Below are 25,049 nucleotides of genomic sequence, written 5' to 3'. Positions count from 1 at the left end.
GATCGGCGGCGTGCCCGAAACCATCGACGAGATCGACGCGCGCCTGCTGGAAGCGCTGGGGGAGGACCCCCGGGCCACGGCGGTCGCGCTGGCCGAGCGGCTCGGCCTGTCCCGCAACACCGTGCAGGCCCGGCTCGCACGGCTCGAGCAGCGCGGCGTCCTCCGGTCGTTCGAACGCCGCATCGACCCGGCCCGCCTGGGCTACCCGCTGCGGGCCTTCGTCAACGCGATGGTCGACCAGCGGCGCCTGGCCGAGATCGCCGACGCCCTGTCTACGATCCCCGAGGTTACCGAGGTGTGCGGGCTGACCGGGGCGAGCGACCTGATGGTGCAGGTGGTGGCCGTCGACGCCGACGGCCTCTACCGCATCGCCGGGCGCATCCTCGCCTCGCCGGGCGTCGAGCGCACGAACATCTCGCTCGTCATGCGCGAGCTCGTCCCGTACCGCCTGACGCCCCTGCTGGCGCGCGTGCATTCTGCGCACCCGGAGACCTGAGCCGTTCGCTTTCGGTGGGCATTCTGCGCACTCACGGTGGTATCGGTTGTGCGAAGCGCGCACCAGTGCTGTCCTGGTGTGCGCTTCCTGCACGAAAGGTGAGTCGACGATGACCCATGCCCCCGTGACCGCCCCGGCGCTCACCGCGATCGAGCAGCGGGTCCTGTGGCTCGCCACGGCGATCGTGCACCAGGCCAACCGGGTCCGGCCCAACCCGTCGGGGCTGAAGGTCGGCGGGCACCAGGCGTCGTGCGCGTCGCTCGTGTCGATCATGACGTCGCTGTGGTTCCGGCACCTGCGTCCCGAGGACCGCGTCTCGGTGAAGCCGCACGCGTCGCCGGTGCTCCACGCGATCAACTACCTGCTCGGCGAGCTGGACGAGGCCCACCTGCCGACACTGCGCGAGTTCGGCGGCCTGCAGAGCTACCCGAGCCGCGCCAAGGACCCCGACCCCGTCGACTACTCGACCGGCTCGGTCGGCATCGGCGCGACCGCCCCGATCTGGGGCGCGCTGGCGCGCCGCTACCTGACGACCCGGGGGTCCGACGCGGGCACCGGACGCCAGTACTCGCTGGTCGGCGACGCCGAGCTGGACGAGGGCGCGATCTGGGAGGCCATCCTCGACCCGGCCGTCGCCGAACTGGGCGAGATCGTCTGGATCGTCGACCTCAACCGCCAGTCGCTCGACCGCGTCGTCCCGAACATCGCCGCCGGGCGGCTGCAGGGCATGTTCGACGCCGCCGGCTGGCAGGTGCTGACGCTGAAGTACGGGCGGCTGCTGGAGGAGCTGTTCACCCGGCCCGTCGGCGCCGAGCTGCGCGCCCGGATCGACGGGATGCCGAACCCGGAGTACCAGCGGCTGCTGCGCTGCGACGCCGCGCAGGTGCGCGACCGGCTGCCCGCGGGGGACGCCGCTCTGTCCGAGCTGGTCGCGTCGCTGGACGACGAGACGCTGCTGGCCGCGATCCGGAACCTCGGCGGCCACGACCTCGGCTCGCTCGACGAGGTCTTCGCGTCCATCGCGGACGACCGGCCGACGGTGATCTTCTGCTACACCGTCAAGGGACGCGGTCTGCCCACCCAGGGGCACCCGCAGAACCACTCGTCGCTGCTGACCGTTTCGCAGATGGAAGAACTGGCTGCTTCGCTGGGTGCGGACCTCGCTTCGCCGTGGGAGGGCTTCGCTGATGGATCGCCCGAAGCCGCGTTGTGCGCTGAAGTCGCTTCGCGTCTTCGCCGTCCGGACGTTCCTTCGGCGCCTTCGCTGGAACTGCCCGTCGACATCGGGCGTACGCCGTCTGGGACCGCTACGACGCAGGCGGCGCTGGGCCGCGTGTTGCTGGACCTGACGCGCGAAGCGCCCGAAGCGGCGAAGCGCGTCGTGACGGTCAGCCCGGACGTCAGCTCGACGACCAACCTCGGCGGCTGGGTCAACAAGGTCGGCGTCTGGTCGGCCACCGAGCGCCGTGACTGGTTCGAGGACGACCCCGAGACGATCATGCACTGGCGCGAAAAGCCCACTGGGCAGCACGTCGAGCTGGGCATCGCCGAGACGAACCTGGTCGGCCTGCTGGGCGAGCTGGGGGCGACCTGGAGCCGGTGGGGCGAGCCGCTGCTGCCCATCGGCGTCATGTACGACCCGTTCGTCGAGCGCGCGCTCGAGCCGTGGTCGTTCGGCATCTACGCGGGCGGGCAGTCGATCCTGATCGGCACGCCGTCCGGCGTCACGCTCGCCCCGGAGGGCGGCGCGCACCAGTCGATCACCACGCCGTCGATCGGCATCGAGCAGCCCGGCTGCGTCAGCTACGAACCGGCGTTCGCGATCGACACCGAGTGGACGCTGCTGGCGGCGCTCGGCCGGCTCGGCAAGCCGGGCGGGACGTCGTCGTACTTCCGGCTCTCGACGCGCCCGGTCGACCAGACGCTCGCCGCGGTGCCCACCGACCCGGCCGCGCGCGAACGCCGTCGCCGTCAGGTCGTCGCGGGCGCGTACCTGCTTCGGCGGGCTTCGGAGCCTTCGGTCACGCTCGCGGCGATGGGCGCGCTGGTGCCGGACACCCTGGCGGCGGCCGAGCGGCTGGCGCAGGTGGGCGTCGAGGCGGACGTCGTGTGCGTGACCAGCCCGGGCCTGCTGTTCGAGGCGGTCCAGGCGCGGTCGGGCCGGGGCGGCGGCGAGTCGTGGATCCTCGACCAGGTGTTCCCGGCTTCGCGGGCGAAGCCGCTGGTCACGGTGCTCGACGGGCACCCGCACACGCTGGCGTTCCTGGCCGGGGTCAACCGGGTGCCGTCGGTCGCGCTGGGCGTCACGCAGTTCGGGCAGTCGGGATCGCTGGAGGACGTCTACCGCTACCACGGCATCGACACGGACGCGATCATCCGGGCCGCGCTCGACGCCGTCAGCTGAAGGTCGCGCCGGCGAGCAGGGCGTCCATCTTCTCGTTCCAGCCTTCGAACGCCCCGTACTGGACGACGAGGATCTTGCTCGTCGGCAGCCACCACATCCGGACCTGGTTGTTCTGCGTCTCGTCCTTGCAGGTGACTTCCCAGCGGCCGTACTCGGCCGTCTTCGGGCCGATCGGCTTGAAGCCGGACTCGACGAGGTTGCTTCCGGTCGCCTCCGCGGCCTGCCCGGGCGGCGAGGCGGGCGTGATGCACGTCGGCACGTCGGTGCCCGTGTACCAGCCGAAGGGCCGCTTCGCGCTCGGGAGGTTGATGGGCGCGTTGGGGTCCGCGGTCGCTTCGTGCAGGTCGAGGAGCCGCGCTTCGCAGACGACGGTGCCTTCGGCGAGGCAGCCGTCGAGCAGGCCGTCTTCGCTCGCCTGGGTGTACTTCGCGCCCGGAGGCAGCGTGACGTGCATCGTCCCGACGACGACCTGCGGCCCGGCGGCCTTCGTCACCGTCGGCACGGGCTGCGCCTGCCCGGCGGTCGACGTGCTGCAGGCGGCGGCGCTCAGGACCACCGCGATGGCCAGGACGCTGTGCCGGAAGGACACGGGCTCACCTCTTTCGTCCGCTGTTGGACTCCCGGACGGCCTTCCCGGTTTCGCCGGTGACCTGGCGTACATTCCGCCAGGGCGGTTCGGGCGGTGCTGGTGGGCGCGTGGGACACTGGTCAGGTTATGACTGCCCTCCCGCTCGTCTTCGACGCCCCCAAGCGCGGCCTGCCGCCGCGCCACCTCGCCGACCTTTCCGTGGCCGAGCGCGCTGCCGCGGTGGCGGAACTGGGGGAGAAGCCGTTCCGGGCGAAGCAGCTCTCGAACCACTACTTTTCCCGCCTGACGGTCGACCCGGCCGAGATGACGGACATCCCGGCGGCTTCGCGCTCCCGGCTCGTCGAGTCGTTGATGCCGACGCTGCTGACCGAGGTCCGCGCGTTGGAGGCTGACAGGGGCGCGACGCGCAAGACGCTGTGGCGCGCGCACGACGGCACGCTCCTGGAGAGCGTCCTGATGCGCTACCCGGACCGCGCGACGCTGTGCATCTCGAGCCAGGCGGGCTGCGGCATGGCGTGCCCGTTCTGCGCGACCGGCCAGGGTGGTCTGGACCGGAACCTGTCGACGGCGGAGATCGTGGACCAGGTCCGTTCGGCGGCGGCGGTCATGCGCGACGGCACGATGCCCGGCGGTCCCGGGCGGCTGTCGAACATCGTCTTCATGGGGATGGGCGAGCCCCTGGCCAACTACAAGCGCGTGGTGGCTGCGGTTCGGCGGATCACCGACCCGGCTCCGGGTGGTTTGGGGATCGGTCAGCGTTCGGTGACGGTGTCGACGGTGGGTCTGGCGCCGGCGATCCGGAAGCTGGCTGACGAGAAGATGCAGGTTCGGCTGGCGGTGTCGCTGCACACGCCGGATGACGAGCTGCGGGACACGCTGGTGCCGGTGAACGAGCGCTGGTCGGTGGACGAAGTTTTGTCGGCGGCGCGGTACTACGCGGACACGTCGGGGCGGCGGGTCTCGATCGAGTATGCGTTGATCCGGGACATCAACGACCAGCCGTGGCGAGCCGAGCTGCTCGCGAAGCGGTTGCGCAAGCACCTGGGTCAGCTCGTGCACGTCAACGTGATCCCGCTGAACCCGACGCCGGGTAGCAAGTGGGATGCGTCGCCGAAGCCGGTGGAGCGGGAGTTCGTGCGGCTGGTCAACGCGGGCGGAGTAGCGTGCACGGTGCGCGACACGCGGGGCCAGGAGGTCGCCGCGGCGTGTGGGCAGCTGGCCGCTGAAGGCTGAGTTTTCGTTTCTAGTATGGAGAAATCGTTGTGATGTATGCCCCCAGCCTGCTGGACCCGGCTGCGGAATCGTTGAAGCTGAAGGATTTCGTCGGCGCGACCGATGTCGCGCGCGAGGCCCGGACGTTGCTGGGCGAGCGGTTCAGCTCGGTGACGTTCATGTACGTGCTGATGCGGGCGTTCGAGGTGGAGTACACGGCAGCGTGCGACGCGGCGCGCTGGCACGAGTTCCACGGTGGACCGCGGGCGCTGTCGGACGCCGATCTGGAGACGCTGCTCGCTCCGTGGCTCGACCGCTGATCGTCCGACCAGCCGGCTCGTCGGACGGCAGCGACTACGTCGGCTCGAACCCTGAACAGCTGGAAGGCTGCGCGCCGTGGCCAGGGGTCTACGCGAGCGAGGACGCCATTGAAAGGGCCGTGGCCGACCTCGTCGCTGCGTAGACGGAGGCAATGAAGCTGCCCCCTTCGACTTTGTTTGGGCCGGTAGCTAATGGTGAACGTGCCCGGCCGATCTTGAGGTTGGCCGGGCCGTTCAGTCATTCGGTCTGGTGCGGCAGCCGGATCTTGCGGCCGGTGAACTTGCGCAGTCCGAGCTGGCGAAGGATGCCGTCGGCGCCCATCCACGCGTAGGTCGTCCTGACCCAATCCGCGGTCTCGGCGAGCGAATCGGGCTGGTTCCGGGCCCGGAGCTCGGCGACGATCAGCTTGAGTTCGTCGTTCGAGCGGCCGGTCAGCGCCGTGTGAAGCACCGACCGGCCGACGTCCGCTTGGCCCACGCCGAAGAGGTACGCGATGTCGTGCGCGATCGCGACCTCACCTCGGCTGGCGGCCGCCACGTCGGCGACCACCGCATCGGCATGCGCCGGGAATTCGGGGCGCAGTCCGCGAACCAGCGCGCCCAGCCGGTTCACCGGCTGCCCCGCCAAGGGAGTTGGCAGTGCATCATCGTCCGAAGTGAGCGCCGTGAAGACCTCGCCGAGTGCTGGCCTTCCTGCCCGGACCGCCAGGAACATGAGCGTCTTCGCTTCGTCCGGTGGCAGGTCGCGGAGCAAGCCTGTCAGACCGCGGGGGTCGACGCCCTCGGCGAGGCTTGCGAACATGCGCTCCTTTGTGGCCAGGTCGAGCGCGTCGACGATGATCACGATCAGCTCGGGGTGCATCGCGATGGTTTTCGTGATGAGGTCGGCGAACCGGCGCGCCAGGTCCGGGTGCGCCGACCCGAGCGCAGCCAGAAGTGCGGCGCAGAATTCCGCTCCCCGATCAACCGTCACGTCGAGAATGCGCCCGCGGTCCGCCTCGTCGCTTCCGACGAGTAACTCGAGCAGACCCATCACCGTCGCACGGCCCGCGCTTTCCTCGAGCACCTTCCTCGCGTCGACCGGACGTCCTTCTTCGCGCAACGAGGCGACGATCTCCAGGACCGAACCGGCGGGCCGGGCCGCGGCGGCCAGCGAACAGATCCGGTAGGCCGCCTGCTCGTGGTCGCGCAGCCGCGCCCCGGCGGCAAACGCGATCACTTCGGGGATCGAAAACACCTCGGCAGCCCGGGCCACCACGAGGTCGGCGTGAGCTTCCTGGTCCGTCTCCCAGAAGACGTTCGCGACGTCCAGCAACGAACCGGCATCGTGCGCGCGCCGGACCAGGCCCTGCGCGACCTCAGCGCTTTCCGCCTCATGACCCGCTTGGAACATCGCCTTGCACAACTGGGCCACGGCAGAGGGAGGCCGGGTGGCTACGATGTCGGCCGCCGCCGCGTAGAGCCCGAAAGCGACTTCCTCACGGCCGACCTCGCGCAGTTCGTCGGCCAGGGCAATGATATCGGCGCCGGGCAGGTCACTCGCGGCGCGGAGAATCAACCGGTCCACTTCTTCGCGCAGTCCGGCGAGCCACAGGGCATTGATCAGGTCGATCAGCCCGCTGCCCGCCTGCGCGGCGCCGAACGCGGCGTTCAGAAGTTCGACAAGTTCGTCGTCCCGCCCGTCGGCCTGGAGCAGGCGAGCCAGGTCCGCGGCATCCGCCGCGCGGCAAACCCCGACGGTCCGAACGAGCTGGATTGCCACGTCGGGAATGTCCATATCGTGCAGCGCATCGACGACTCGCAGCACTTCCGTCGGTGCCCGCAGGGCCGCGCCTGCGAGAACGACGCGGACATCCTCGGCGTTCCCTTGTCGCCGGAGCAGCGCGGCGATGGCTGCGACTTCCTGGTCCGCCCGCAGCGCGGCCGACGCGGCCAAGAGCTGTTCCCCGAGCTGATCCTGTCCGTGCGCGCGCATAGCCTGCACCTCGAGGTACATGTCCGCGGGCCGGCGCCGGAGCAATGCTTCCATGCCTGGCGGCGGGTGGGGCAGTTCGCGGGCGGGATCGCTCACCGGCTCCCGCGCCGGGCGAACACCGAAGCGGTGCCGGTTGCGGACCAGCGCGATCGCCTTGCCATCATTGCGGGTGCGCTGCTGGGGCACCGGGAAGTGCCTGGCCTGCAGGTCCACGCGCACGTGGTAGAACAGCGTCTCCATGTCGAGCAGGTCTGGGCCTTCCGGCAGGCCGTGGACCAGCTTGTCCACCAGCGCCCCGGTGAACGCGGTGTAGGGCTCGTCGGGTGGCGCTAGCGCCACGCTCGTCTCGGCCGACGCGGTCATGAGGTAGGTCCCGTCCACTCGGGCGTGGTCGGCCAGCTCGGCCGAACCGCCCATGCCGCCTTGCAGCGCTCGACCGCTGTAGCAGCAGTCGAGGATCGCCACTTTGCTGTAACAAGCCCGCGCGGTGCCTACGATCTCGCGCCGGATGTCGTCGTAGCGGACCGAGCGGTGCAGCCGGTCGGCCGCCGCGTCCGGCAGGGCGAGGTAGAGGTCGGAGCGGTCATCGAGCAAGCCGTGCCCGGCGAAGTAGAAAACCAGGGCTTCGGACGCTTCGGACGCGGCGGTGTGCACGGCTTCCAGCACGTCGTCGACGGAGCCGGGGTTGAGCATCGTGACGCAGTGTTCGTCGGGCAGTCCCCACAGGTCGAGGTCGGTGAACACCCGATGCAGCGTCTCGATGTTGTTCCCGACCGCGGGAAGTGCTTCGAGGCTCGTGTAATCGGACACGCCGACGAGGACGGCCCGTGAAGCGCGGGGATCCGGCAGCCCGGCTCGCGGTCCGGCCGCGTCAGTCATCATCACCCGGCGCCACGGGCAGGTTCAGGCGCTTCACCATGGCGATCTCCTCGTCGGTGAGCGGCGAGTTGAAGATGAACTGCACTGGAGGCGCGGCCTTCCTCGAGCGGAGGAAGCTTGCCCACGCGACGCCGAGGTTGGCGAGCCCGGTCAGCGTGCCGATCGACATGCACACGACCTCGACCGCGCCCATGTGCCCGGTGTCCGATGTCGCGGTCGTGTTGATCTTCGCCGTCCGCACGACATCGACGTCCTGTCTGAGCCAGTGGTAGAACTGCTCGAGTACCTGTTCGTCGCCCTCGGCGCTGATCGTGAGTTCCACTCGGCCTCCGCTCGAAGTCCTTTACTTCCCCCAGTCGCACGGAGAAGCCGGTTCGTAACGGCGGCCCGGAAGCTTTCGCGGCTATGGCCGTCTGGATACGTGGTGCGATGACGTGCTACCTGCCGATGAGGTGGGCAATCCCGTCGTAGCCTGCGGCGGTGATTAGTCCAGCTATCCCTGACGCCAGCCAACGGAACCGCTCAAGGCAGCGTAGGCGGGTCTCGTGGTCAGCGCGCTCAGCAGCGAGGAAGTCAGCCGTGGCTTCCATCTTGGCGAGGCGACGCAGGTGCTTTCGGTCGAATGTCGCGTGAGTGGTGCTTGCGGCGCACGATGGGCACCTTCGTGTGGACTTGGGCATGAGGAATTCACCCTTTCGGGTCATTCCTGGTACCCATCTCCAGGCGACCGCGTGCGTGGGACGTGCCCAACTCACACCGATGCGGCGCGGGTGCTTGCGTTCGACTTTAGCACTGTGTGCCAGCACGAGGGATCCATCGGTCATGCGGCGGAAGGTAGATTTTCGCGCGCCACGCGAGGCGGTGCTCGTCGGGGATGGTCTCGCTCTCTGGATCTAAGTTCTCCGTGAGCCCCGCCCGAACCTGTTCTGGAAGCTTGTCGAGAAATCCCGACAACGGCAGAGTCGGAGGAACCACAAGCTCCACTAGATCGGCCGAGTCGAGTCTGGTATGGCCGTGTTTTTGCATCCGACCTGCCACCATCGGGTGAGTCCGTCAAAACTGTCGGCGAACGGCCAGTTACATACGCCATGTTTAGGTTTGCCGCTTGATGTCCTGCCGACGAAATATATCCGGCTGCCGCCACCTTGAAGTGCGAAACAGTACACCCGGCCGAGTAGGCAGCCCTTCTCGCGGCAACGCACGGCCACTTGGGGAAGGGACTCGCGTCGTCGTGGGCTCATGGTCTGTAGCTGAGTCGCGTACCAGTCGTTCACCTTCTGCCATAGCACAAGTTCGGCTGGCCACGTCACCGACTTCATCCAGTGCTTGAAAGCCTCGAAGTCCGCTGGGTCTTTCGAGTGAAACCAACGTTCGTCGAGCTCGTGGCGTCGTTCGTAGCCAGCCGTTGCCTCCAGCTCGGCCTGCCACACCTCGCGTGGTTCGCGGATCATCGGTCCAGCTCCCAAGTCATGCGTCCGCGGCCGTGCTCAGGAGAGCGTCAGGTCGGACGGTACGCTGAGGGCATAGCGGCCCGGCGACGAGGTGTCTGCGTGTGTGCGGCTGCGGACACCGGCACCTGGTGAGTGCGGTCTCCGAGTTTGTCGTGACGTATGCCCCCAGCCTGTTGGATCCGGCTGCGGAGGAGCTTTGGCTCGCGGATGTGGTCGGCCGTGGCGCGACCGAGGTGGCGCGTGAGGCGCGGACGTTGCTGGGTGAGCGGTTCAGCTCGGTGACGTTCATGTACGTGCTGATGCGGGCGTTCGAGGTGGAGTACAAGGCAGTGCGGGATGCCTCGCGGTGGCATGAGTTCCACGGCGGGCCGCGGCCGCTGTCAGACGCTGATCTCGAGGCTTTGCTGGCACCCTGGCTCGGCCGCTGACCCGGTGCCGCTGAAGGCAAAGAACAAGTAATGCTTTCGGTGTGCTCCTTTTTCTTTTCTCGAACCAAGATCACTCCAATGGTTGATGGACCTTTCCCGCTGCCGCGCTAAATTTCGCTTGCGGCCTCGGGGTTCCGGGTGGTTGCGCGGAGCGCGGTCTGAGTGGGGCCGCCTTGGGGGAGGTCCGGCGCGTGTCTTTTCCGTCTCGTAATGCCCGGCGAATTCGAAGAATCTTCGTTCTGATCGTCGCTGTCGTGTCGTTGGCCGCTGGGACCACCTCGGTTGCCGGCGCCGTGCCGAAACCGGCTGTCCCGTCGCGGGGTGCAGCGGCGCCGAAATCGGCGGATTTCGGTCCGGGCGCGGCGAAATCCGCCGATTTCGCGGTGGACGGCTACGGTGACGCGCAGGGTTACCACGTCGAACTGGGCCGGGAGGCCGGCGGGTTCGCGTGGCAGGAGGTCGCGCTCCTCCACCCAGCCGGGTTCGACGACGGTGCGTGGACCGGCTACCAGTGCGTGTCCGGTGACGGGAAGTACGCCGCGGTCGCGATCCTGCCCGCGTCGGCGGTGAACACCCAGGCCGCGCGTGACCACGGTGCGTTCGCCTACTCAGTCGACCTCGGCACCGGTGCTGTGCACGCACTGGCCGGTGGCGTCGGTCTCAAGTACTACTCGCCCGGCTGTGGCACGGGGGACACCGCGGTGTTCACCGTCGCCCTCGACGGGCAGACCCGGCTGCTCACCGCAAACCTGGCGACCGGCAGGATCGACGCGGACACGACGACACCGGGCCAGATCACTTCCGCGGTCCCGACCACGTCCGGCATCGTCGGGGTCGCGGGAAACCGGCTGATCTCCGTCCCCGCCAAGGGAAACCCGGCCGTGCTGGCCACGTTGCCCGGTGACGTCTACGACGTGCGTCCGGCCGCCGACGGCGGCGTCACTTTCCTGCACACCAAGCCCGGCACGCGCACTGCGACCGCCGCACACGAACACGGCGGCGCGGTCACCACCATCGGCGCCGGCGAGCTGAACCGGGTACAGCTCTTCCAGGGCCGGGCCGGCCACACGGTACTTTCCGGCGCCACTCCGGAACCGGAAAGCGCGCTCGCCGCGGCAGGAGTGCGCAGCGTCCGTGACAGCGGTCTCCCACACGGCGCCGAATCGTCCTCTTTGGACGGTGACGCGCTGCTCGGGCCGGACGCCGACGGCCGGAAGTCCGCGCCCGCGCTGCTGGCGACGAACACCGGGAAGGTGCTCGCGCCCGCGGTACCGGCCGCAACCCGGGCCGCCGTCACCGCTGTGCCTACCTACTCAGCCGCGCCGAAGCCCGCCCAGGCCCCACGCCAGAACCGGCTGAGCCCGCAGGGCGACGCGGCCGCGGCGACCGTCAAGGCCGCACCGGACACCACCCAGGCGCAGACGCCGAAGTGCGCGGTCCCGCCGCTGAACGCCAACCGGCAGGTCATGCAGCCCAACCCGGCGCAGGTCAACTGGGCCGTCCAGATGGCCGAGCAGGGCCTGCTCGCCGGCAGCGCGTACACCCGCCCGGCCGGTTTCGGGAACATGGGCCTGGTCGCCTATGCACCGAACAGCGACTTCCCGCTGATCCCGCTGTCGCACCCGGCCGGGGGCACGAACACCGTGCCGCGGTCGATCTTCGAGGGCATCATGGCCCAGGAATCCAACTGGTCCCAGGCCTCCTGGCACGCCCCGGCGGGCACCGCGGGCGACCCGCTGATCGCCAGCTACTACGGCGCCGGTGGCGACATCGTCTCGATCAACTACGCCGCTTCCGACTGCGGCTACGGGATCAGCCAGGTCACCGACGGCATGCACATCGGCGACCACTCGCTCTCCGAGCACGGGCAGTGGAAGGTCGCGGTCGACTACCAGGAGAACATCGCCGCCGGCCTGCAGATCCTCGAGACTACCTGGAACCAGCTCTACAGCGCGGGGATCACCGCGAACAACGCCGACCCGCGGTACCTGGAGAACTGGTACTTCGCGGCGTGGGCGTACAACTCGGGTATCCAGCCGAACGCGGCCAACGGCAATACCACCGGCTGCACGCCCGGCCCGTCCTGCACCGGCCCGCACGGCACGTGGGGCCTGGGCTGGACGAACAACCCGGCGAACCTGGACTACCCGCCCAACCGCGACCCGTACCTGCAGGACACCTACGCCGACGCGGCGCACCCGGCGAGCTGGCCGTACCAGGAGCGCGTGCTGGGCTGGACCGCAAGCCCGCTGATCCGATACGGCAGCCCGGCCTACGCCAAGCCGACGTACAACGGCGGGCAGCACTGGGTGCAGCCCGCGCCGTTCACCGCGATGTGCTCCCTGTCCGCGAATCAGTGCGACCCGAACAACACCAACACGTCCAACCCGGGCGCGAGCCACTGCATGCTCGACGACTTCCAGTGCTGGTGGCACAACCCGGTGACGTGGATCCCGAGCTGCGCCACAACGTGTGCGACGAGCCCCTACGCCGTGTCCGGCGGGAGTGAGCCGGCGAACCCGACGCAGAATCCGCCGACGTGCAGTCAGGACACGTCGAAGGTGCCGAGTGGGTCGATCATCGTCGACGACGAGCCGAACCGGCTGAACCTGCAGGGCTGCGGCGGCGCGAACTGGTCGAGCAACGGCACGTTCACCTACACCTACGGCACGAACTCCGCCGGCGACCCGATCGGTGCGATCGACACCCACCAGCTCGGCACTGGCCTCGGCGGCCGGGTGCTGTTCACCCACACCGAAGACGGCTCGAACCCGGCTCTGATCAACACCGGCGTCTGGACGCCGAACCTGCCGTCGTTGCAGTACTACAAGGTGAAGCTGCACCTGCCCGGCCTCGGCGCCGAGGCGACCAACGTCGTCTACAACATCAACCCGGGCGGCGGGGTCTCGCCGTGGAAGATCCGCGTCAACCAGGCGTGGAACTCCGAGCAGTGGGTCACCATCGGCACGTTCGCCATGGAAAACGACGGCAACGTCACTCTGAACAACAATGGCAGCTCCCAGGACAACGGCGGCTTCGGCTATTCGGACTTCGACGTCGCCTTCGACGCCGTCGCGTTCGTCCCCATGGGCGGGACCCCCGGTCAGCCGATCGGCGGCCCGCCCGGTGTGATCGACGCACCCAAGGGCTCCAACCCCGCCTACATCCAGTGCGGGTGCGCCCGCCGGACCGCCGGCGACCCGGTCGACACCACGACCGGCTACTTCGGACAGGACTTCACCGACCTGACCACCCCGGGCCGCGGCGCGCAGCTCACCATGACGCGCTCCTATGCCGAGGCGATCGCCGACCCGCAGGGACCGAACAAGACCCTCGCCGCCGACGGCCCGCTCGGCTGGGGCTGGACGTTCACCTACAACCAGACCGCCACCACCGATCCGCTGACCGGGAACGTGACCGTCAGACAGGAAGACGCTTCCTCGGTCACGTTCGTGAACTCCGGCGGCAGCTACACACCGAGCGCGCCCCGCTTCGACGCCACGCTCGTCAAGTCCGGCAGCACCTACATCTACACCCGCCAGGGACAGGCCACCTTCACCTACGACGTCGGGACCGGACACCTGCTGTCCGAACAGGACCTCGCCGGGAGCAAGGCGTCGCCGCCCTACTCAACGAACCTGACCTACGACGCCGCCGGGCACCTCGCGACCGTCACCGACCCGGCGCAGCGCGTCTACACGTTCACTTGGACCGGCGCGCACATCACCAAGCTGGCGGACTCGGTGGGCCGGGTCGTCACCTACTCCTACGACACCGGCGACAACCTCACCGACGTCGTCGACGCGGGCGGAGCGCACAGCCAGTACGGGTACGACGCGCACCACCTGATGACCTCCATGCGCAGCCCCGCGAACTACGGCGGGCCGGCCTCGGCGGCCACCTCGATGGTCTACGACGACGCCGAGCGGGTCACGAAGCAGACCGACGCCAACGGCCACGCCACGACCTTCGCCTACGGCGGCGACGGCACGACGCTGGTCACCGACCCGGCCGGTCACCAGACCCAGTTCACCTACGCGAACGGGTTGCTGACCAAGGAGGTCAAGGGCTTCGGCACCGCGGACGCCGGCACCTGGTCCTACACCTACGACCCGGTGACCCTCGGCGTCTCGACCGCGACCGACCCCGACGGCCACCTCACCACCTACACCTACGACGACCACGGGAACCGGACCTCGCAGTCCGACGCGCTGGGCAACACGACGAACTACCAGTACGACGACCACGGGAACGTCGTCGAGACGATCGGGCCGGACGGCGTCGCCCAGGTCGAGCAGTTCGACCAGGCGGGGCACATCCCCGCCGGGGCCGCGGGCGTCCTCGACCACACGTCCACGACTGTCACCCGGGCGAACAACGTCGTCGAGTCCACCACCGGGAACTTCGGCCCGGAGCCGGTCCGGACGACGAACTACTACTACGACGACAGCGCCCACCCGGCGGACCCGACCCGGGTCGTCGACGCGCTGGGCAAGACCACGACCACGGCGTACGACGCCTTCGGGGACAAGACCTCCGTCACCGACGCGACCGGCGCCCGGTCCGAGAATTCTTTCGACACCGCGCGCGGGTGGCTGCTGACGTCCACGACACCGTCCGGCCACGTCACGACCTACACCCGGGACGCGTGGGGTCAGGTCACGAAGACGACCGACGCGCTGGGGCACTCGGTTTCCGACGCCTACGACCTCGACGGGCACGTCGTGAGCACCACCGACGGGAACGGCAAGACCGGCATCGTCACCTACGACGCCGTTGGCCAGGCGGTCCAGGCGACGGCGGCCGACGGCACCGTCACCAAGACCGGCTACAACCCGGACGGCACGGTCGCCGACGCGACCGACGGGCTCGGCGCCAAGACGAGCTACGGCTACGACGGCCAGGGGCGCAAGACGTCCCGGACGGACCCGGACGGCCACGTCGTGCGCACGACGTCCGATCCGGCGGGCCGCGTCACGGGCTCGACCGACGCCGGCGGCCGCACCACGACCATGACCTACGACGCGGCGGGCGAGCTCGTGTCCGTGGCGTACGCCGATCCCGCGACCACGGCCGTCTCTTTCCGGTACGACCAGGCCGGCCGCAAGACCGGCATGACCGACGCGACCGGCACGACCAGCTACGCCTACGACGTCTTCGGCGAGCTGGTCAAGAAGACCACGGGGGCCGGCGTCCCCGTCTCCTACGGCTTCGACGACGGCGGGAACCTGACCGCCATCACCTACCCCGGCAGGACGACGCCGGTGGCGCGTGGGTTCGACGCCGACAACCGCCTCGCTTCGGTGACGGACACCAGCGGCAACAAGACCGCGTTCGAATACAGCGCCGACGGCGTCCTGGCGAAGACGACGTTCCCCAACGGCGACGTCGTGACGAACGGGTACGACACGACCGACACGTTGACGTCGGCCACGGTTTCCGGGCCCGGCGCGGGCTCGCTCACCCTCGGCCGCGACAACGCGGGCCAGGTCGGCTCCCGCCAGGAGAACAGCGCCGCGGCGACCACGTACTCCTACACCGACCGCGAGCAGCTGGCCGCGACTGCGGGCGGCTCGGCGGCCGCGTTCGCCTACGACAAGGCGGACAACCCGGTCCAGGTCGGTCCGGCCACGCAGGCGTTCGACCCGGCCGGGCAGCTCTGCTGGACCGCGGCGTCCGCCGGTCCCGCGCCGGCGTGCGCGACCGCGCCGTCCGGGGCCCGGACGTTCACCTTCGACCCACTCGGTGAGCGGACCGCGCAGTCCGGGAACGTCACCTACGGCTACGACCAGAACAGCCGGCTGACGTCGTTCGCCCAGCCGGGCACGTCCGCCACCTACCGGTACGACGGGGCGGGCACCCGGGTCGCGAAGACCGTCGGCGGCGTGACCACGTCGTTCGTCTACGACGACGCCGCGCTGAGCAACCTGCTCACCGACGGCACCACCGACTACCTGTACGGGCCGGGCGGCCTGCCGGTGGAGCAGACGTCGGCGGCGGGCGCGTACTGGTTCGTCCACGACCAGATCGGCTCGACCACAGCCCTTCTGGACGCGTCCGGCGCGCGGGTCGCGGCGTTCACGTATTCGCCGTACGGCGGGGTGAGCGCGACCGGCACGGTCTCGACGCCGTTGCGGTACACCGGGCAGTACACCGACGCCGAGTCCGGCCTGGTGTTCCTGCGCGCGCGGTACTACGACCCGGCCACCGCCGAGTTCCTGACCGTGGACCCGGACGTCGACGTGACAGGAACGCCGTACGCCTACGCGGGCGGCAACCCGGTGAATGCCGTCGACCTGTCCGGCCGCGACTGGTGGAACCCGTTCTCCTGGTCGAGCGACACCTGGAAGAACATCGGCGCGGGCGCGCTCGCCGGCGCGGCCATCGTCGGCACCGCGGCCTGCCTGATCGCCGAACCGTGCGGCGCCGCTGAACTGGCGATCGCGGGCGGCGGCGCCGTGGCGGCCGGCGGGATCAGCATCGGCGCTGCGGCTTCGTGGGGCGCGGCGGCGGGCGCGTACGTCGGACTGATGTACTCCGTCAGCCACGGTGGGACGTCGTCCGGCAACTCGAGCAGCGGCAACAGCGGGTCGTCCCGAAGCGCGGCGGACACGAACCTGCAGGCGTCCAAGGACTACGGACGCCAGCAGGCCCAGATGGATCATGTCTTCGTGCCGAAGCACAAACTCGGCGCGCTGATCCAGTCGTGCGGCAGCGAGGGCGCGACGATGGACCAGATCATCGAGAGCGTCCAAGGCGCGGCCGACGGTATTTACGGGAAGACGAATCCGCTGATCCGGGTGATCAACGGATTCACCGTCACCATTCGCGGCGCCATGATCAACGGGGTGTTCAAAATCGGCACCGCGTTCATTCCGTGAATCGACCGGTACCGGTGCTACGATCTTCGTATTATGGTACCGGTACCCATCGCTCCCCGGGAGCTGACGCGGGCGGAACGCGACGTTCTCGAATTCATGTTGTCGGCGAATTTCGACGGCGTTGACCGGCTTCGCGCGCAGATACCCCATTGCCGGGTCGTGGCGCTGTGGGCGGCCGCGCAGCCGAGCGTCGACCTCGTCGTCCCCGAGACCGTTGCTCCGGCGCAGGTGCCGGACGGAGAGATCCCGTCCGGATCGGAAGTCCGCGACCGCGCGGGTCAGTACCTGGGCGAGGTGCTCATCTGGGTCGACGGCGGCTATCTGTCGGCCATCGAATACGCGTGGGTCACCGACGAACCCCCCGACCGGCTACCCGATGTCTCCACGATGAAACTCGTCTGAATTCAGGCACCGGAGCGCATGTCCTTTGCTCTCCATCACGACATGGTCGCGCCGGGCAGCCAGACGCATCGAGAGACGCGCGCACGATGCGGGGGAGAGGCTGCACGCAGGGTTGGGCGCATCAGCGATGCCCCGGCCTTTCATGTGCGGACTGTCTGGTTCTCGCCCGCTTGGCGCGCCTTCGGAGCCATCGGCGAAGTTCGCCCGAAGTCGTGCAGTCCCGTTCGATGTCGTTGCAGTGAGCGGGAGCCACGTCCACCCGGGGCGCGGACGCCGGAAAGCCGGTCGCCGGCAAGAGCCGGGAGAGCGTCCACACGACCTGACTACTGCTTGACCGACCGGGCTTCGCGGCGGGCGAGGACGTCGTCGAGGCGGGTGCCGACTTCGCTGCAGTTCGCGCGGACGACGTCCAGGAACGCCGCGAGCACCGGGGAGTCGTCCGCCGCGCGGAAGGACAGCTGCAGGTCCGGGAGGCGGACGTGCGGGGCTATGTCGCAGAACCAGATGTCCTTGCGGGTGACCAGCCGCATCCGGGCCGGGCCGAGGCCGACGCCGACGTCGCACGCCGCCAGGCCGATGATCGTGTGGATGTCCCGGGACACCGTGGCGGCGTCCAGCGCGGCCGCGCCGGCGCCGAACAGGTCGCGCAGGCGCGCGGCCACGGCGGGTTCCTGCGCGGGCGCCGACATGATCAGGCGCTCGGCCGCGAGCTGCTCGAGCCGGATCTCCGCGCGGCCGGCGAACGGGTGGGCGGTACCGACGACGGCGACCAGGTGGTCGGCGCCGATGGGGACGGTCACCAGGCCGTCCACGCGCGCGCCGCGCGGGGTGCCGCGGCCGACCGCGACGTCGAGCTCGCCCGCGACCAGCGCGGCCGTCCCGTCCGGGCTGTTCACCTCCCGCAGGTCGAGCCGGACGTCCGGCCGGGCCCGGCGGAACCGGCCCAGCACGCCGGGCAGCGGGTCGAGCAGGGCCGAGCCGATGAAGCCCATGCGCAGCTGCCCCGTCTCGCCGCGGGCCGCGCGGCCGGCTTCGACCGCGGCGGCCGTCATCTCGCCCAGCGCCCGCCGGGCCCGGGCCAGGAACGCGGCGCCGGCCGCGGTCGGGAACACCCCGCGGGGCGTGCGGTCGAACAGCCGCTCGCCGACCTCGCGTTCGACCGCCGCGATCTGGGTGGACAGCGGCGGCTGGGCGATGCCGAGGGACGCGGCCGCGCGGCCGAAGTGCTGGTGCTCGGCCAGCGCGAGGGCGTAGCGGAGGTGACGGGACTCCATACGTTCAGAATATCGCGCGAGGGTGATCCAGCTATGAAAGTGGATAGCGCGCTCGTCGCGCGGTGGGGTGGACGGCATGACTGAAACCACCGCTTGCGTGCTCGTTCACGGTGCCTGGCACTCCTCCCTGCACTGGGCCGCCACCCAGCGGGCACTGGCCGCGCAAGGCATCGCCGGCGTCGCCGTCGACCTCCCCGGGCACGGCGTGACCGCGCCGCTGCCGTCCGGGTACCTCCGGCCCGGCCAGCCCGGGCTGGCGACCGAGCCCTCCGCGCTCGCCGGGCTGACCACCGAGGTGCTCGTCGACGCCCTGATCGCCGACCTCGCCGAGGTGCGCCGCCGCTTCTCCCACGTGGTCCTCGTCGCGCACAGCGCGGGCGGCGGCCCGGTTTCGGCCGCGGTCGAGCGGCACCCCGACCTGGTCGACCACGTCGTCTACCTGTCGGCGTTCGTGCCCGCCGGACGGCCGCGGTTCGGCGAATACGTGACCGACCCGGTCAACGCCGGCGCCGCCCACGCACCCCGGACGGGCGATCCCGATGTCCTCGGCGCCTTCCGGATCAACCCGCTCTCGCCCGACCCCGCCGAGGTCGAGGCGATCCGGCGGGCGTTCCTGACCGACTGGCCCGTGGATAGGCCGGGCTGGCGCCTGACGCTGCACCCCGACGAGCCGATGGCGTCGCTCGCCGGGGCGTACCCGGTGACCGCCGGGCGGTGGGGCCGGGTTCCGCGCAGCTACGTCCGGCTGACCGACGACCTGGCGCTGCCGCCGGCCACCCAGGACGTGATGATCGCCGAAGCGGACCGCCTGACTCCGGAGCACCCGTTCGCGGTGCACTCCCTGCCCGGCGGGCACTCGCCGTTCCTGACCCGCCCCGGCGAGCTCGCCGAGCTCCTCGGCCGGATCGCGAAGCAGGCATGAGGCCCGCCGCGCAAGCCGTGCTGCTGTCGGGGACGTTCGTCCAGCTGATGAGCGTCACCGTGATGCAGCTCGCCGTCCCGCGCATCCGTCACGACCTCGCCGCCGGCTCGGGCGCGGGGCAGCTCGCGCTGGTCGGCTACACGCTGACCTACGCCTGCGCGCTGATCACCGCGGCCCGGCTCGGCGACCGGTTCGGCTACCGGCGGGTGTTCGTCGCCGGCACGGCCGTGTTCACGCTGGCGTCGCTGGCCGCGGCCGCCGCTCCGGACGTCGGGACCCTCGTGGTCGCCCGGCTGGTGCAGGGCGCCGGCAGCGGCCTGGTCGCGCCGCAGATCCTGTCGCTGATCCAGACCGCGGTGCCCGCGGACCGGCGGGCCGGGGTTCTGGGCCGCTACGGAGCGACGATGGCCGTGGCGTCGCTGGCCGGCCCGCTGTGCTGCGGCGTCCTGCTGCACTTCGACCCGTTCGGGCTGGGCTGGCGGCTGGCACTGGCCCTGCCGGTGCCGGTGGGGCTCGTGTCGCTGGTCCTGGTCCGGATCCTGCCCGGCGGGCGCGGCCCGGCGGACGCGAGCCGGGTGGATCCGCTCGGTGCCGCGTTGTCGCTGACCGGGCTGGTCCTGCTCGTGCTGCCGCTGACCCTCGGCCAGGACGCGGGCTGGGCGGCCTGGACGTGGGTGAGCCTGGCCCTCGGGCTGGGCTTGCTCGCCGCGTTCGCCGCGGCCCAACGGCGAGTGCGCTACCCGTTGGTGCGGCCGGAAGCGCTGACCGCGTCGAGGACCCGGTGGGGCATCGGCGCGGTGTTCCTCTTCAACGCGGGGATTCCGTCGTTCAGCCTGCTGCTTTCCTTGCACCTGCAGGGCGCGCTGCACCGCGACCCGCTGGTGACGGCGTTGACCGTCGCGCCGTACGCGATCGGCGCCCTGCTGGGCAGCGCGGTCGCCGAAGCCGCGGCACGCCGGTTCGGCGCCGCGGCGCTCGCCGCCGCGTCCGCCGGCCTCGCCGCTGTGTCGCTGCTGCTCATCCCGGCGCTGGCCGGCCCGGCGCCGCTCCTGTGGGCGGTGCTCGGAGCCGGCGGCTTCGCGTTCGGCGTCTTCACGGCATCGGCGTTTTCCCTTGTCCTGAACCGGGTTCCGGTGCCCGTGGCGAGTTCCGTGTCGGGGTTGCTGCCCACGGCGCAGCAACTCGGCGGCACACTCGGCGTGGCCCTCGCGGGGGTCGTCTACGCCGCCGGGGCAATGGACGCGGCGATGGGTTACGAGGCCGTCGTGTTCCTGCTCGCGGCCGCGGCCACGGCCCGCTTGCGGAAGCCCGCCACGGAAAGCCCCGAAAGTGTGTCGTGGCAAGGGTCGCTCTCAGGTCCGAAGAACTGCTGAGTACTACTGCGGTTCCTTGGACACCTGTTCGAGGGCACGCCGGCGGGCCCTGGCGGCGTAGCCCACCGGGTCCTGGTCGTATTCGGCGATCGCCGTCTGCCAGCGGGTGAACGCGGCGGCGATGTCTTCTTCGCTGTGCAGCCAATCGGTGCTGACGCCGTGCCCGACTTCGCCGTCGGAGGTGTAGGCCTGGTCGAAGCCGTGCAGGTGCAGGAGCGCGTTCCTGGTCATCGGATCCGTGACACGCTCCGGGGTGTCCTCGACCCACGGCACTGCCCGGGAGTGCGCGTCGGTCCTGGTGATGGCACCGGAGATCAGCTCGGTCCAGGTGCGCGCCACCAGTTCGCGGTCGGGAACGGTCACCAGTGGAGACTAGCGGGGCCGGTGCTACGATTTTCGCGCCACGGCACCGGTACCCGTCGCTCCCCGCGATCTGACGCGGGCGGAAAGCGAAGTCCTCGAATTCCTGTTGTCGGCGGACTTCGCCGGCGCGGACCGGCTGCGCGCGCAGATACCGCATTGCCGGGTGGTGGCGGTGTGGGCCGCCGGGCAGCCGAGCGTCGACCTCGCCGTCCCGGAAACCGTTGCCCCGGCTCAAGTTCCGGACGGCGAGATCCCCGCCGGGTCGGAAGTCCGCGACGGCGCCGGGCAGTACGTGGGCGAGGTGCTCGTCTGGGTCGAAGGCGGTCGTCTTTCCGCCATCGAGTACGCGTGGGTCACCGACGAAGCACCCGATCGGCTGCCCGATGTCTCGTCGATGAAACTGGTCTGACTTCAGCCGGAGGGGGAGTCCAGTGGGTCGGGCTCGAACCACGCGAGCTGAACCAGTTCCTGGCCGTAGCGCCTGCTGACGGCCGTCGCGCGGCCCGGCATCAGGGCCGACGGCCAGACTCCGAAGACCAGCGGTCCCTCGCGGAAGTCGCCGTCGCCGACGATACCCGGGGTCTGCAGGGCGGCCAACGTGTTCAGCACCCCGTGCTCCAGCGCACCGGACGCTCCCTCCGTGCGGCGGGCGATCACCAGGTGGAGGCCGACGTCCTTCGCCTGGGGGAGGAACTCGCGCAGCGGCTCGAACGGGTCGACGTCGCCGGGCGCGACGAGTTCGGCGTCGTCCACGACCACGTACAACTCCGGTCCTGACCACCAGCTGCGGTTCTTCAGCTGCTCCTGCGTGACATCGGGCCCGGGAAGCCGACGCTGCAGGGATTCTCGGACGTCCTCCAGCATGCTGCTGAGCTGGACGTGGGACACCGCATAGGCCAGCAGGTGCTCGGTCGCCACGTAACCGAGCGAGGTGCGGCGGTAATCCACCAGCAGGATCAGTGCCTCCGCCGGGGTGTGCCGCTCGACGATGCCGCGGAGGATGGTGCGCACCAGCGTCGTCTTGCCCGATTCCGGTCCCATGAACGCCACGAAGTGCGGATCGGCGTCCGGCGACCAGGCAGCCGGTGTTCCGTCGACGCGGACGCCGAGCGACAGGGAACCGGCCTCTGGAGCCGGTAGCTCGGCGTAGGGAACGTGCGTCGGCAGCGCGGTCAACTGCCGAACCAGCTCGCCTGGCAGTTCTTCGAACGACATGGGGGCTGCCTCGCCGAGCGTGAACGCTGCCGAATCGAAGTGGGCGCGCGTCAGGAACACCGCGCCGTCGAACTCCAGGCCGCGGGCGAAGCGCGCCGACGTGAACACCGCGTCGCCGCGGAAGCACGCCGCTGTGAAGTCCGGACGGCTGTCGAAGACGGTTCCGGCGAAGTCCGCCTCCGCCGTGAACGTCGCCGAGGCGAAGCCGGCCGCGTCGGTGAACGTCGCGGCGCCGAAGTGTGCCGGGCCCACGAAGGTCGCCGAGCGGAAACCGGCTGACCGCACCCGGCAGCCGCTCAGGTCGAAGCCGAGCAGGCTCGCGCCGGCGAGGTCGAGGTCGATGTCCGGCCAGAAGCGGTGGTCCGGCGCGCCGGGACGCAGGTGTGCCGCCAGGACCTCGCCGACGGCCTGCCGAACGCGACTCTGCTGCCCGAAGTGGTTCTCACGGCTCTCGACGACGTCGGCGGCCGCGTCCGTGAACATCCGCAGGTATGCGTAGAAGACGTTGACGATCGTCTGCCTCTGGCCAGGACTGCTCTGGCCGAGCCGCTCCAGGGCGTAGAGGCCGCCGAGCTGCACCGCCAGCCGCTCCGAACCCAGCTGGTCCACGGCAGTGCTGTAGAGCTCGGTGAGCCGCCGTTCCGCCGCGTCCAGCCGGGTGTCCTCGGCCATCCGCTCCTGCAGCGCGTGCGTGCGTGCCACCGCCGCCTGGTCCAGGTCCTTCTGCTTGAGGCCGATTTCGGTGCTCCGCTGTCGGCGTGCTGCGAGCAGCAGCGCCGCGGCCCCACCCGTCCCGACCACGACGGTGCCGGCCGTCTTGATCGCCTCCAGCTGGTTCCGCTCCTGCGCGTCGCCGTGGCCGAAGGCGCCCAGCAACCACACTGCTACCGCGACGCCGAGTACAACGATCACGGCGGAGGCGAACCAAATCATCCGGATCGACAGGACCCGGTAGGCGACCTCACCCGGCTCGTCGCGACGGGTTTCGTCTGCATTCGCCATACCGTTGTCCACGTTGATCACCGTAGGGCATGACCGGAAAAGAACAGGTCTGACGAACCGCGGTGCCCGGCGAGGCCGCCGGGCACCCGGCCCTCAGGGGTTGTCCAGCGTCAACGCCGTGCAGCGGATGCCGCCGCCGCCCTTGCGCAGCTCCGTTGTGTCCAGCTCCGTCACCGTCATGCCCATCGACCTCAAGTCCGCGGCGAGCCGCGGCGCCCCTGACGTCATCGTCACCGTGTGGCCGTCGCTGATCAGGTTCAACGCGAACGCCGCCGCCTCGGCCGGCGCGACCTCGATCAGCTCCACGCCCAGCCCACGCAGTGTGCGCAGGCTCGGTGCGTCCAGCGCCTCCGGGTTGTAGGCCAGGACACCGGAACTGATCACCGCCACCGCCAGATCCAGGTCGTACCACCGGGAACTCGTCGTGCGGAGCGGGACGACGTCGTAGTCCAGGTGACGCGCCAGCGTGCGCAGCGCGCGGGTGTCCGTGCGCTGGCCGTGGGCCGCCAGCAACAGTGAGCCGCACGCCAGCGCGTCACCCTGGCCGCTGAACGCGTACCTCGTCGAGACCACTTCGAAGCCGTGGGACTCCAGCCAGGCCCGGTGGTGCGGGGTTTCCGGGGACCGCTCCGGCGGGAGCGTCGCCAGCACCGCGCGGTTGCCCTGCACCACCGCCGCGTTGGCGGTGTAGGTCATGTCGGGGCAGGCCGGGTCCGCGTCGACGAACTCGACCTTGCGGCCGGCGGCGAGGTGCGCCTCCACGATGTTCTCGTGCTCGGTGAGGGCGGCGTCCACGTCGGGCTGGATCGCGACGTGCATGTACGGGTTGATTTCGTAGTCGACGCGGAAGTACCGCGCGGAACACATCAGAAGCCGTTGGTGCGTCATGGGTTCACTCGATTCGTCGAGACGGGCGGGCGGTCGGGCTGGGGGGTGGCCCAGCCCGGGCGGCGCACGGCCGGCGAAGCGAGCGAGCCGGGTCAGCCCAGGCCGCGCAAGCGGAACAGCTCGATCGTCATGAGGTAGCCCGGCTGCGAGCGGGCCGCGTCGATGCGCTGCGCCACCGTCGTGGCCGACGGCGCCGGCCGCATCGCCGCGCTCACCGCGCGGACCAGTTTGGCGATCATCCTGTTTTCCTTTCTCCGGGGAATCGGGGGAGAACTCAGCGTGCCGGTCGGCGGGGCCGGAGGTCTGGCCGGATCCGGACACGTTCACCGCGTCGCGTTGAGGAAGCCGATGACGACCGCGCCCCACCAGCACAGCTGCGAAACCGCAGTGGTGAGCCCGCCTTGGACGAGCACACGCGCCGGGACCGGGTCGTCGACCAGCGCCATCCGCCCGCCCAGCACCGTCGTGTGCACGCCGTTGACGGCCAGCACGCCGACGAGGCAGAGCTTCACGACCGTGGCCGCCGACCCGAGGTCGGGCGACAGCAGCGCGCCGCTCGCGACCAGGCCCGTCACCCCGCCCCAGACCAGCGGGTGCAGCCGCGACGCGCTCCGGACGGCCTCGGCGAACGACACGCGCCCGAGCGCCCACAGGGCGAAGAACCAGTCCGCGACCAGGACCGCGCCGAAGCCGACCACGAGCGACGCGAGGTGCGCGAACAGCGCGACGTCGTGCCACGCGGTGTTCGGCTTCACCCGCGTCGACAGCCAGATCGCCGCGGCGAGCAGCATGATCGAAGCAGACATGGCGCTGTAGGCCGCGTAGCGTCGGTGGACACCGGGCCCCGGTGGACGCGGGGCGGGCGGGATCCGTACCGGGATGCCGTTGTCGAGCATGACGTGTCCTTCCGGGGAAATCCGTGGGAGAACGGGTTCCGCCGGAACGACCGGTGCGTCCGACCTGCCTGCGTCAGCG

At 70.3% G+C, this 25,049-nt stretch carries 19 protein-coding genes; 10 read left to right on the top strand and 9 right to left on the bottom strand.

Going from position 1 to position 25,049, the window contains the following annotated elements:
• Window positions 1–10 precede the first annotated feature (10 nt).
• Window positions 11–496 carry an Lrp/AsnC family transcriptional regulator gene (locus tag ACZ7OH_RS19325; protein WP_470282013.1) on the top strand — a complete coding sequence of 162 codons (486 nt, stop codon included), beginning with the start codon at window positions 11–13 and terminating at the stop codon, window positions 494–496.
• A gap of 109 nt (window positions 497–605) precedes the next feature.
• On the top strand, window positions 606–2,900 hold the full coding sequence (locus ACZ7OH_RS19320) for a transketolase-like TK C-terminal-containing protein (protein ID WP_470282012.1): 2,295 nt from the start codon (window positions 606–608) through the stop codon (window positions 2,898–2,900).
• Here the strand turns inward: ACZ7OH_RS19320 and ACZ7OH_RS19315 are convergent.
• Window positions 2,893–3,489: a hypothetical protein gene (locus ACZ7OH_RS19315; protein WP_470282011.1), complete on the bottom strand. Its 597-nt coding sequence runs from the start codon at window positions 3,487–3,489 to the stop codon at window positions 2,893–2,895. The genes ACZ7OH_RS19320 and ACZ7OH_RS19315 overlap by 8 nt on opposite strands.
• 126 nt (window positions 3,490–3,615) lie before the next feature.
• On the opposite strand from ACZ7OH_RS19315, the gene rlmN reads away from it, so the two are divergent.
• Window positions 3,616–4,722 carry a dual-specificity RNA methyltransferase RlmN gene (gene rlmN, locus ACZ7OH_RS19310; protein WP_470282010.1) on the top strand — a complete coding sequence of 369 codons (1,107 nt, stop codon included), beginning with the start codon at window positions 3,616–3,618 and terminating at the stop codon, window positions 4,720–4,722.
• 32 nt (window positions 4,723–4,754) lie between these two features.
• Complete coding sequence (locus ACZ7OH_RS19305; protein ID WP_400903742.1) at window positions 4,755–5,021, top strand: hypothetical protein; 267 nt, start codon at window positions 4,755–4,757, stop codon at window positions 5,019–5,021.
• 238 nt (window positions 5,022–5,259) lie between these two features.
• Here the strand turns inward: ACZ7OH_RS19305 and ACZ7OH_RS19300 are convergent, their stop codons facing one another.
• Together ACZ7OH_RS19300 and ACZ7OH_RS19295 are read right to left on the bottom strand one after the other, a co-directional pair.
• Window positions 5,260–7,875 (bottom strand): caspase family protein, encoded by a 2,616-nt coding sequence (locus tag ACZ7OH_RS19300; RefSeq protein WP_470282244.1) that lies wholly within the window; start codon window positions 7,873–7,875, stop codon window positions 5,260–5,262.
• On the bottom strand, window positions 7,868–8,197 hold the full coding sequence (locus tag ACZ7OH_RS19295) for an effector-associated constant component EACC1 (RefSeq protein WP_470282009.1): 330 nt from the start codon (window positions 8,195–8,197) through the stop codon (window positions 7,868–7,870). The genes ACZ7OH_RS19300 and ACZ7OH_RS19295 overlap by 8 nt, the downstream gene beginning before the upstream one ends.
• A 1,281-nt stretch (window positions 8,198–9,478) precedes the next feature.
• On the opposite strand from ACZ7OH_RS19295, the gene ACZ7OH_RS19290 reads away from it, so the two are divergent.
• From ACZ7OH_RS19290 to ACZ7OH_RS19280, 3 genes are all read left to right on the top strand, one after another.
• A complete protein-coding gene (locus ACZ7OH_RS19290; RefSeq protein ID WP_470282243.1) occupies window positions 9,479–9,754 on the top strand; it encodes a hypothetical protein in 276 nt (91 codons plus the stop codon).
• Between the two features lie 383 nt (window positions 9,755–10,137).
• On the top strand, window positions 10,138–16,635 hold the full coding sequence (locus ACZ7OH_RS19285; RefSeq protein WP_470282008.1) for an RHS repeat-associated core domain-containing protein: 6,498 nt from the start codon (window positions 10,138–10,140) through the stop codon (window positions 16,633–16,635).
• A gap of 33 nt (window positions 16,636–16,668) precedes the next feature.
• On the top strand, window positions 16,669–17,037 hold the full coding sequence (locus ACZ7OH_RS19280; RefSeq protein ID WP_470282007.1) for a hypothetical protein: 369 nt from the start codon (window positions 16,669–16,671) through the stop codon (window positions 17,035–17,037).
• Between the two features lie 323 nt (window positions 17,038–17,360).
• On the opposite strand, the gene ACZ7OH_RS19275 is transcribed toward ACZ7OH_RS19280, so the two are convergent.
• The gene (locus ACZ7OH_RS19275; RefSeq protein ID WP_470282006.1) at window positions 17,361–18,311 is read right to left on the bottom strand and encodes a LysR family transcriptional regulator; all 951 of its coding nucleotides are present in this window, start codon (window positions 18,309–18,311) and stop codon (window positions 17,361–17,363) included.
• Between the two features lie 76 nt (window positions 18,312–18,387).
• Between ACZ7OH_RS19275 and ACZ7OH_RS19270 the strand changes: the two genes are divergently transcribed.
• Both ACZ7OH_RS19270 and ACZ7OH_RS19265 read left to right on the top strand, forming a co-directional pair.
• Window positions 18,388–19,233, top strand: coding sequence for an alpha/beta fold hydrolase (locus ACZ7OH_RS19270; protein ID WP_470282005.1), 846 nt, complete (start codon window positions 18,388–18,390; stop codon window positions 19,231–19,233).
• Window positions 19,230–20,606, top strand: a complete 1,377-nt coding sequence (locus ACZ7OH_RS19265; RefSeq protein ID WP_470282004.1) for an MFS transporter — start codon at window positions 19,230–19,232, stop codon at window positions 20,604–20,606. The genes ACZ7OH_RS19270 and ACZ7OH_RS19265 overlap by 4 nt, the downstream gene beginning before the upstream one ends.
• A gap of 3 nt (window positions 20,607–20,609) precedes the next feature.
• On the opposite strand, the gene ACZ7OH_RS19260 is transcribed toward ACZ7OH_RS19265, so the two are convergent.
• Window positions 20,610–20,969, bottom strand: coding sequence for a hypothetical protein (locus ACZ7OH_RS19260; protein ID WP_470282003.1), 360 nt, complete (start codon window positions 20,967–20,969; stop codon window positions 20,610–20,612).
• 106 nt (window positions 20,970–21,075) lie between these two features.
• On the opposite strand from ACZ7OH_RS19260, the gene ACZ7OH_RS19255 reads away from it, so the two are divergent.
• Window positions 21,076–21,378: a hypothetical protein gene (locus tag ACZ7OH_RS19255; RefSeq protein WP_470282002.1), complete on the top strand. Its 303-nt coding sequence runs from the start codon at window positions 21,076–21,078 to the stop codon at window positions 21,376–21,378.
• A 2-nt stretch (window positions 21,379–21,380) separates the two neighbouring features.
• Here the strand turns inward: ACZ7OH_RS19255 and ACZ7OH_RS19250 are convergent, their stop codons facing one another.
• The 4 genes from ACZ7OH_RS19250 to ACZ7OH_RS19235 all read right to left on the bottom strand — a co-directional run bounded on the left by ACZ7OH_RS19250 (window position 21,381) and on the right by ACZ7OH_RS19235 (window position 24,880).
• Complete coding sequence (locus tag ACZ7OH_RS19250; RefSeq protein ID WP_470282001.1) at window positions 21,381–23,186, bottom strand: hypothetical protein; 1,806 nt, start codon at window positions 23,184–23,186, stop codon at window positions 21,381–21,383.
• 93 nt (window positions 23,187–23,279) lie between these two features.
• On the bottom strand, window positions 23,280–24,074 hold the full coding sequence (locus ACZ7OH_RS19245; protein WP_470282000.1) for a dimethylarginine dimethylaminohydrolase family protein: 795 nt from the start codon (window positions 24,072–24,074) through the stop codon (window positions 23,280–23,282).
• Window positions 24,075–24,166: 92 nt separating this feature from the next.
• Window positions 24,167–24,313: a hypothetical protein gene (locus ACZ7OH_RS19240; protein ID WP_372670665.1), complete on the bottom strand. Its 147-nt coding sequence runs from the start codon at window positions 24,311–24,313 to the stop codon at window positions 24,167–24,169.
• 84 nt (window positions 24,314–24,397) lie between these two features.
• Window positions 24,398–24,880, bottom strand: coding sequence for a hypothetical protein (locus ACZ7OH_RS19235; RefSeq protein ID WP_470281999.1), 483 nt, complete (start codon window positions 24,878–24,880; stop codon window positions 24,398–24,400).
• Window positions 24,881–25,049: the final 169 nt, after the last annotated feature.

The sequence above is a fragment of the Amycolatopsis sp. NPDC114478 genome (assembly GCF_055633805.1).
The sequence above is the reverse complement of the archived record's forward strand: the minus strand, read 5'-3'. Positions and strand labels throughout refer to the sequence as shown.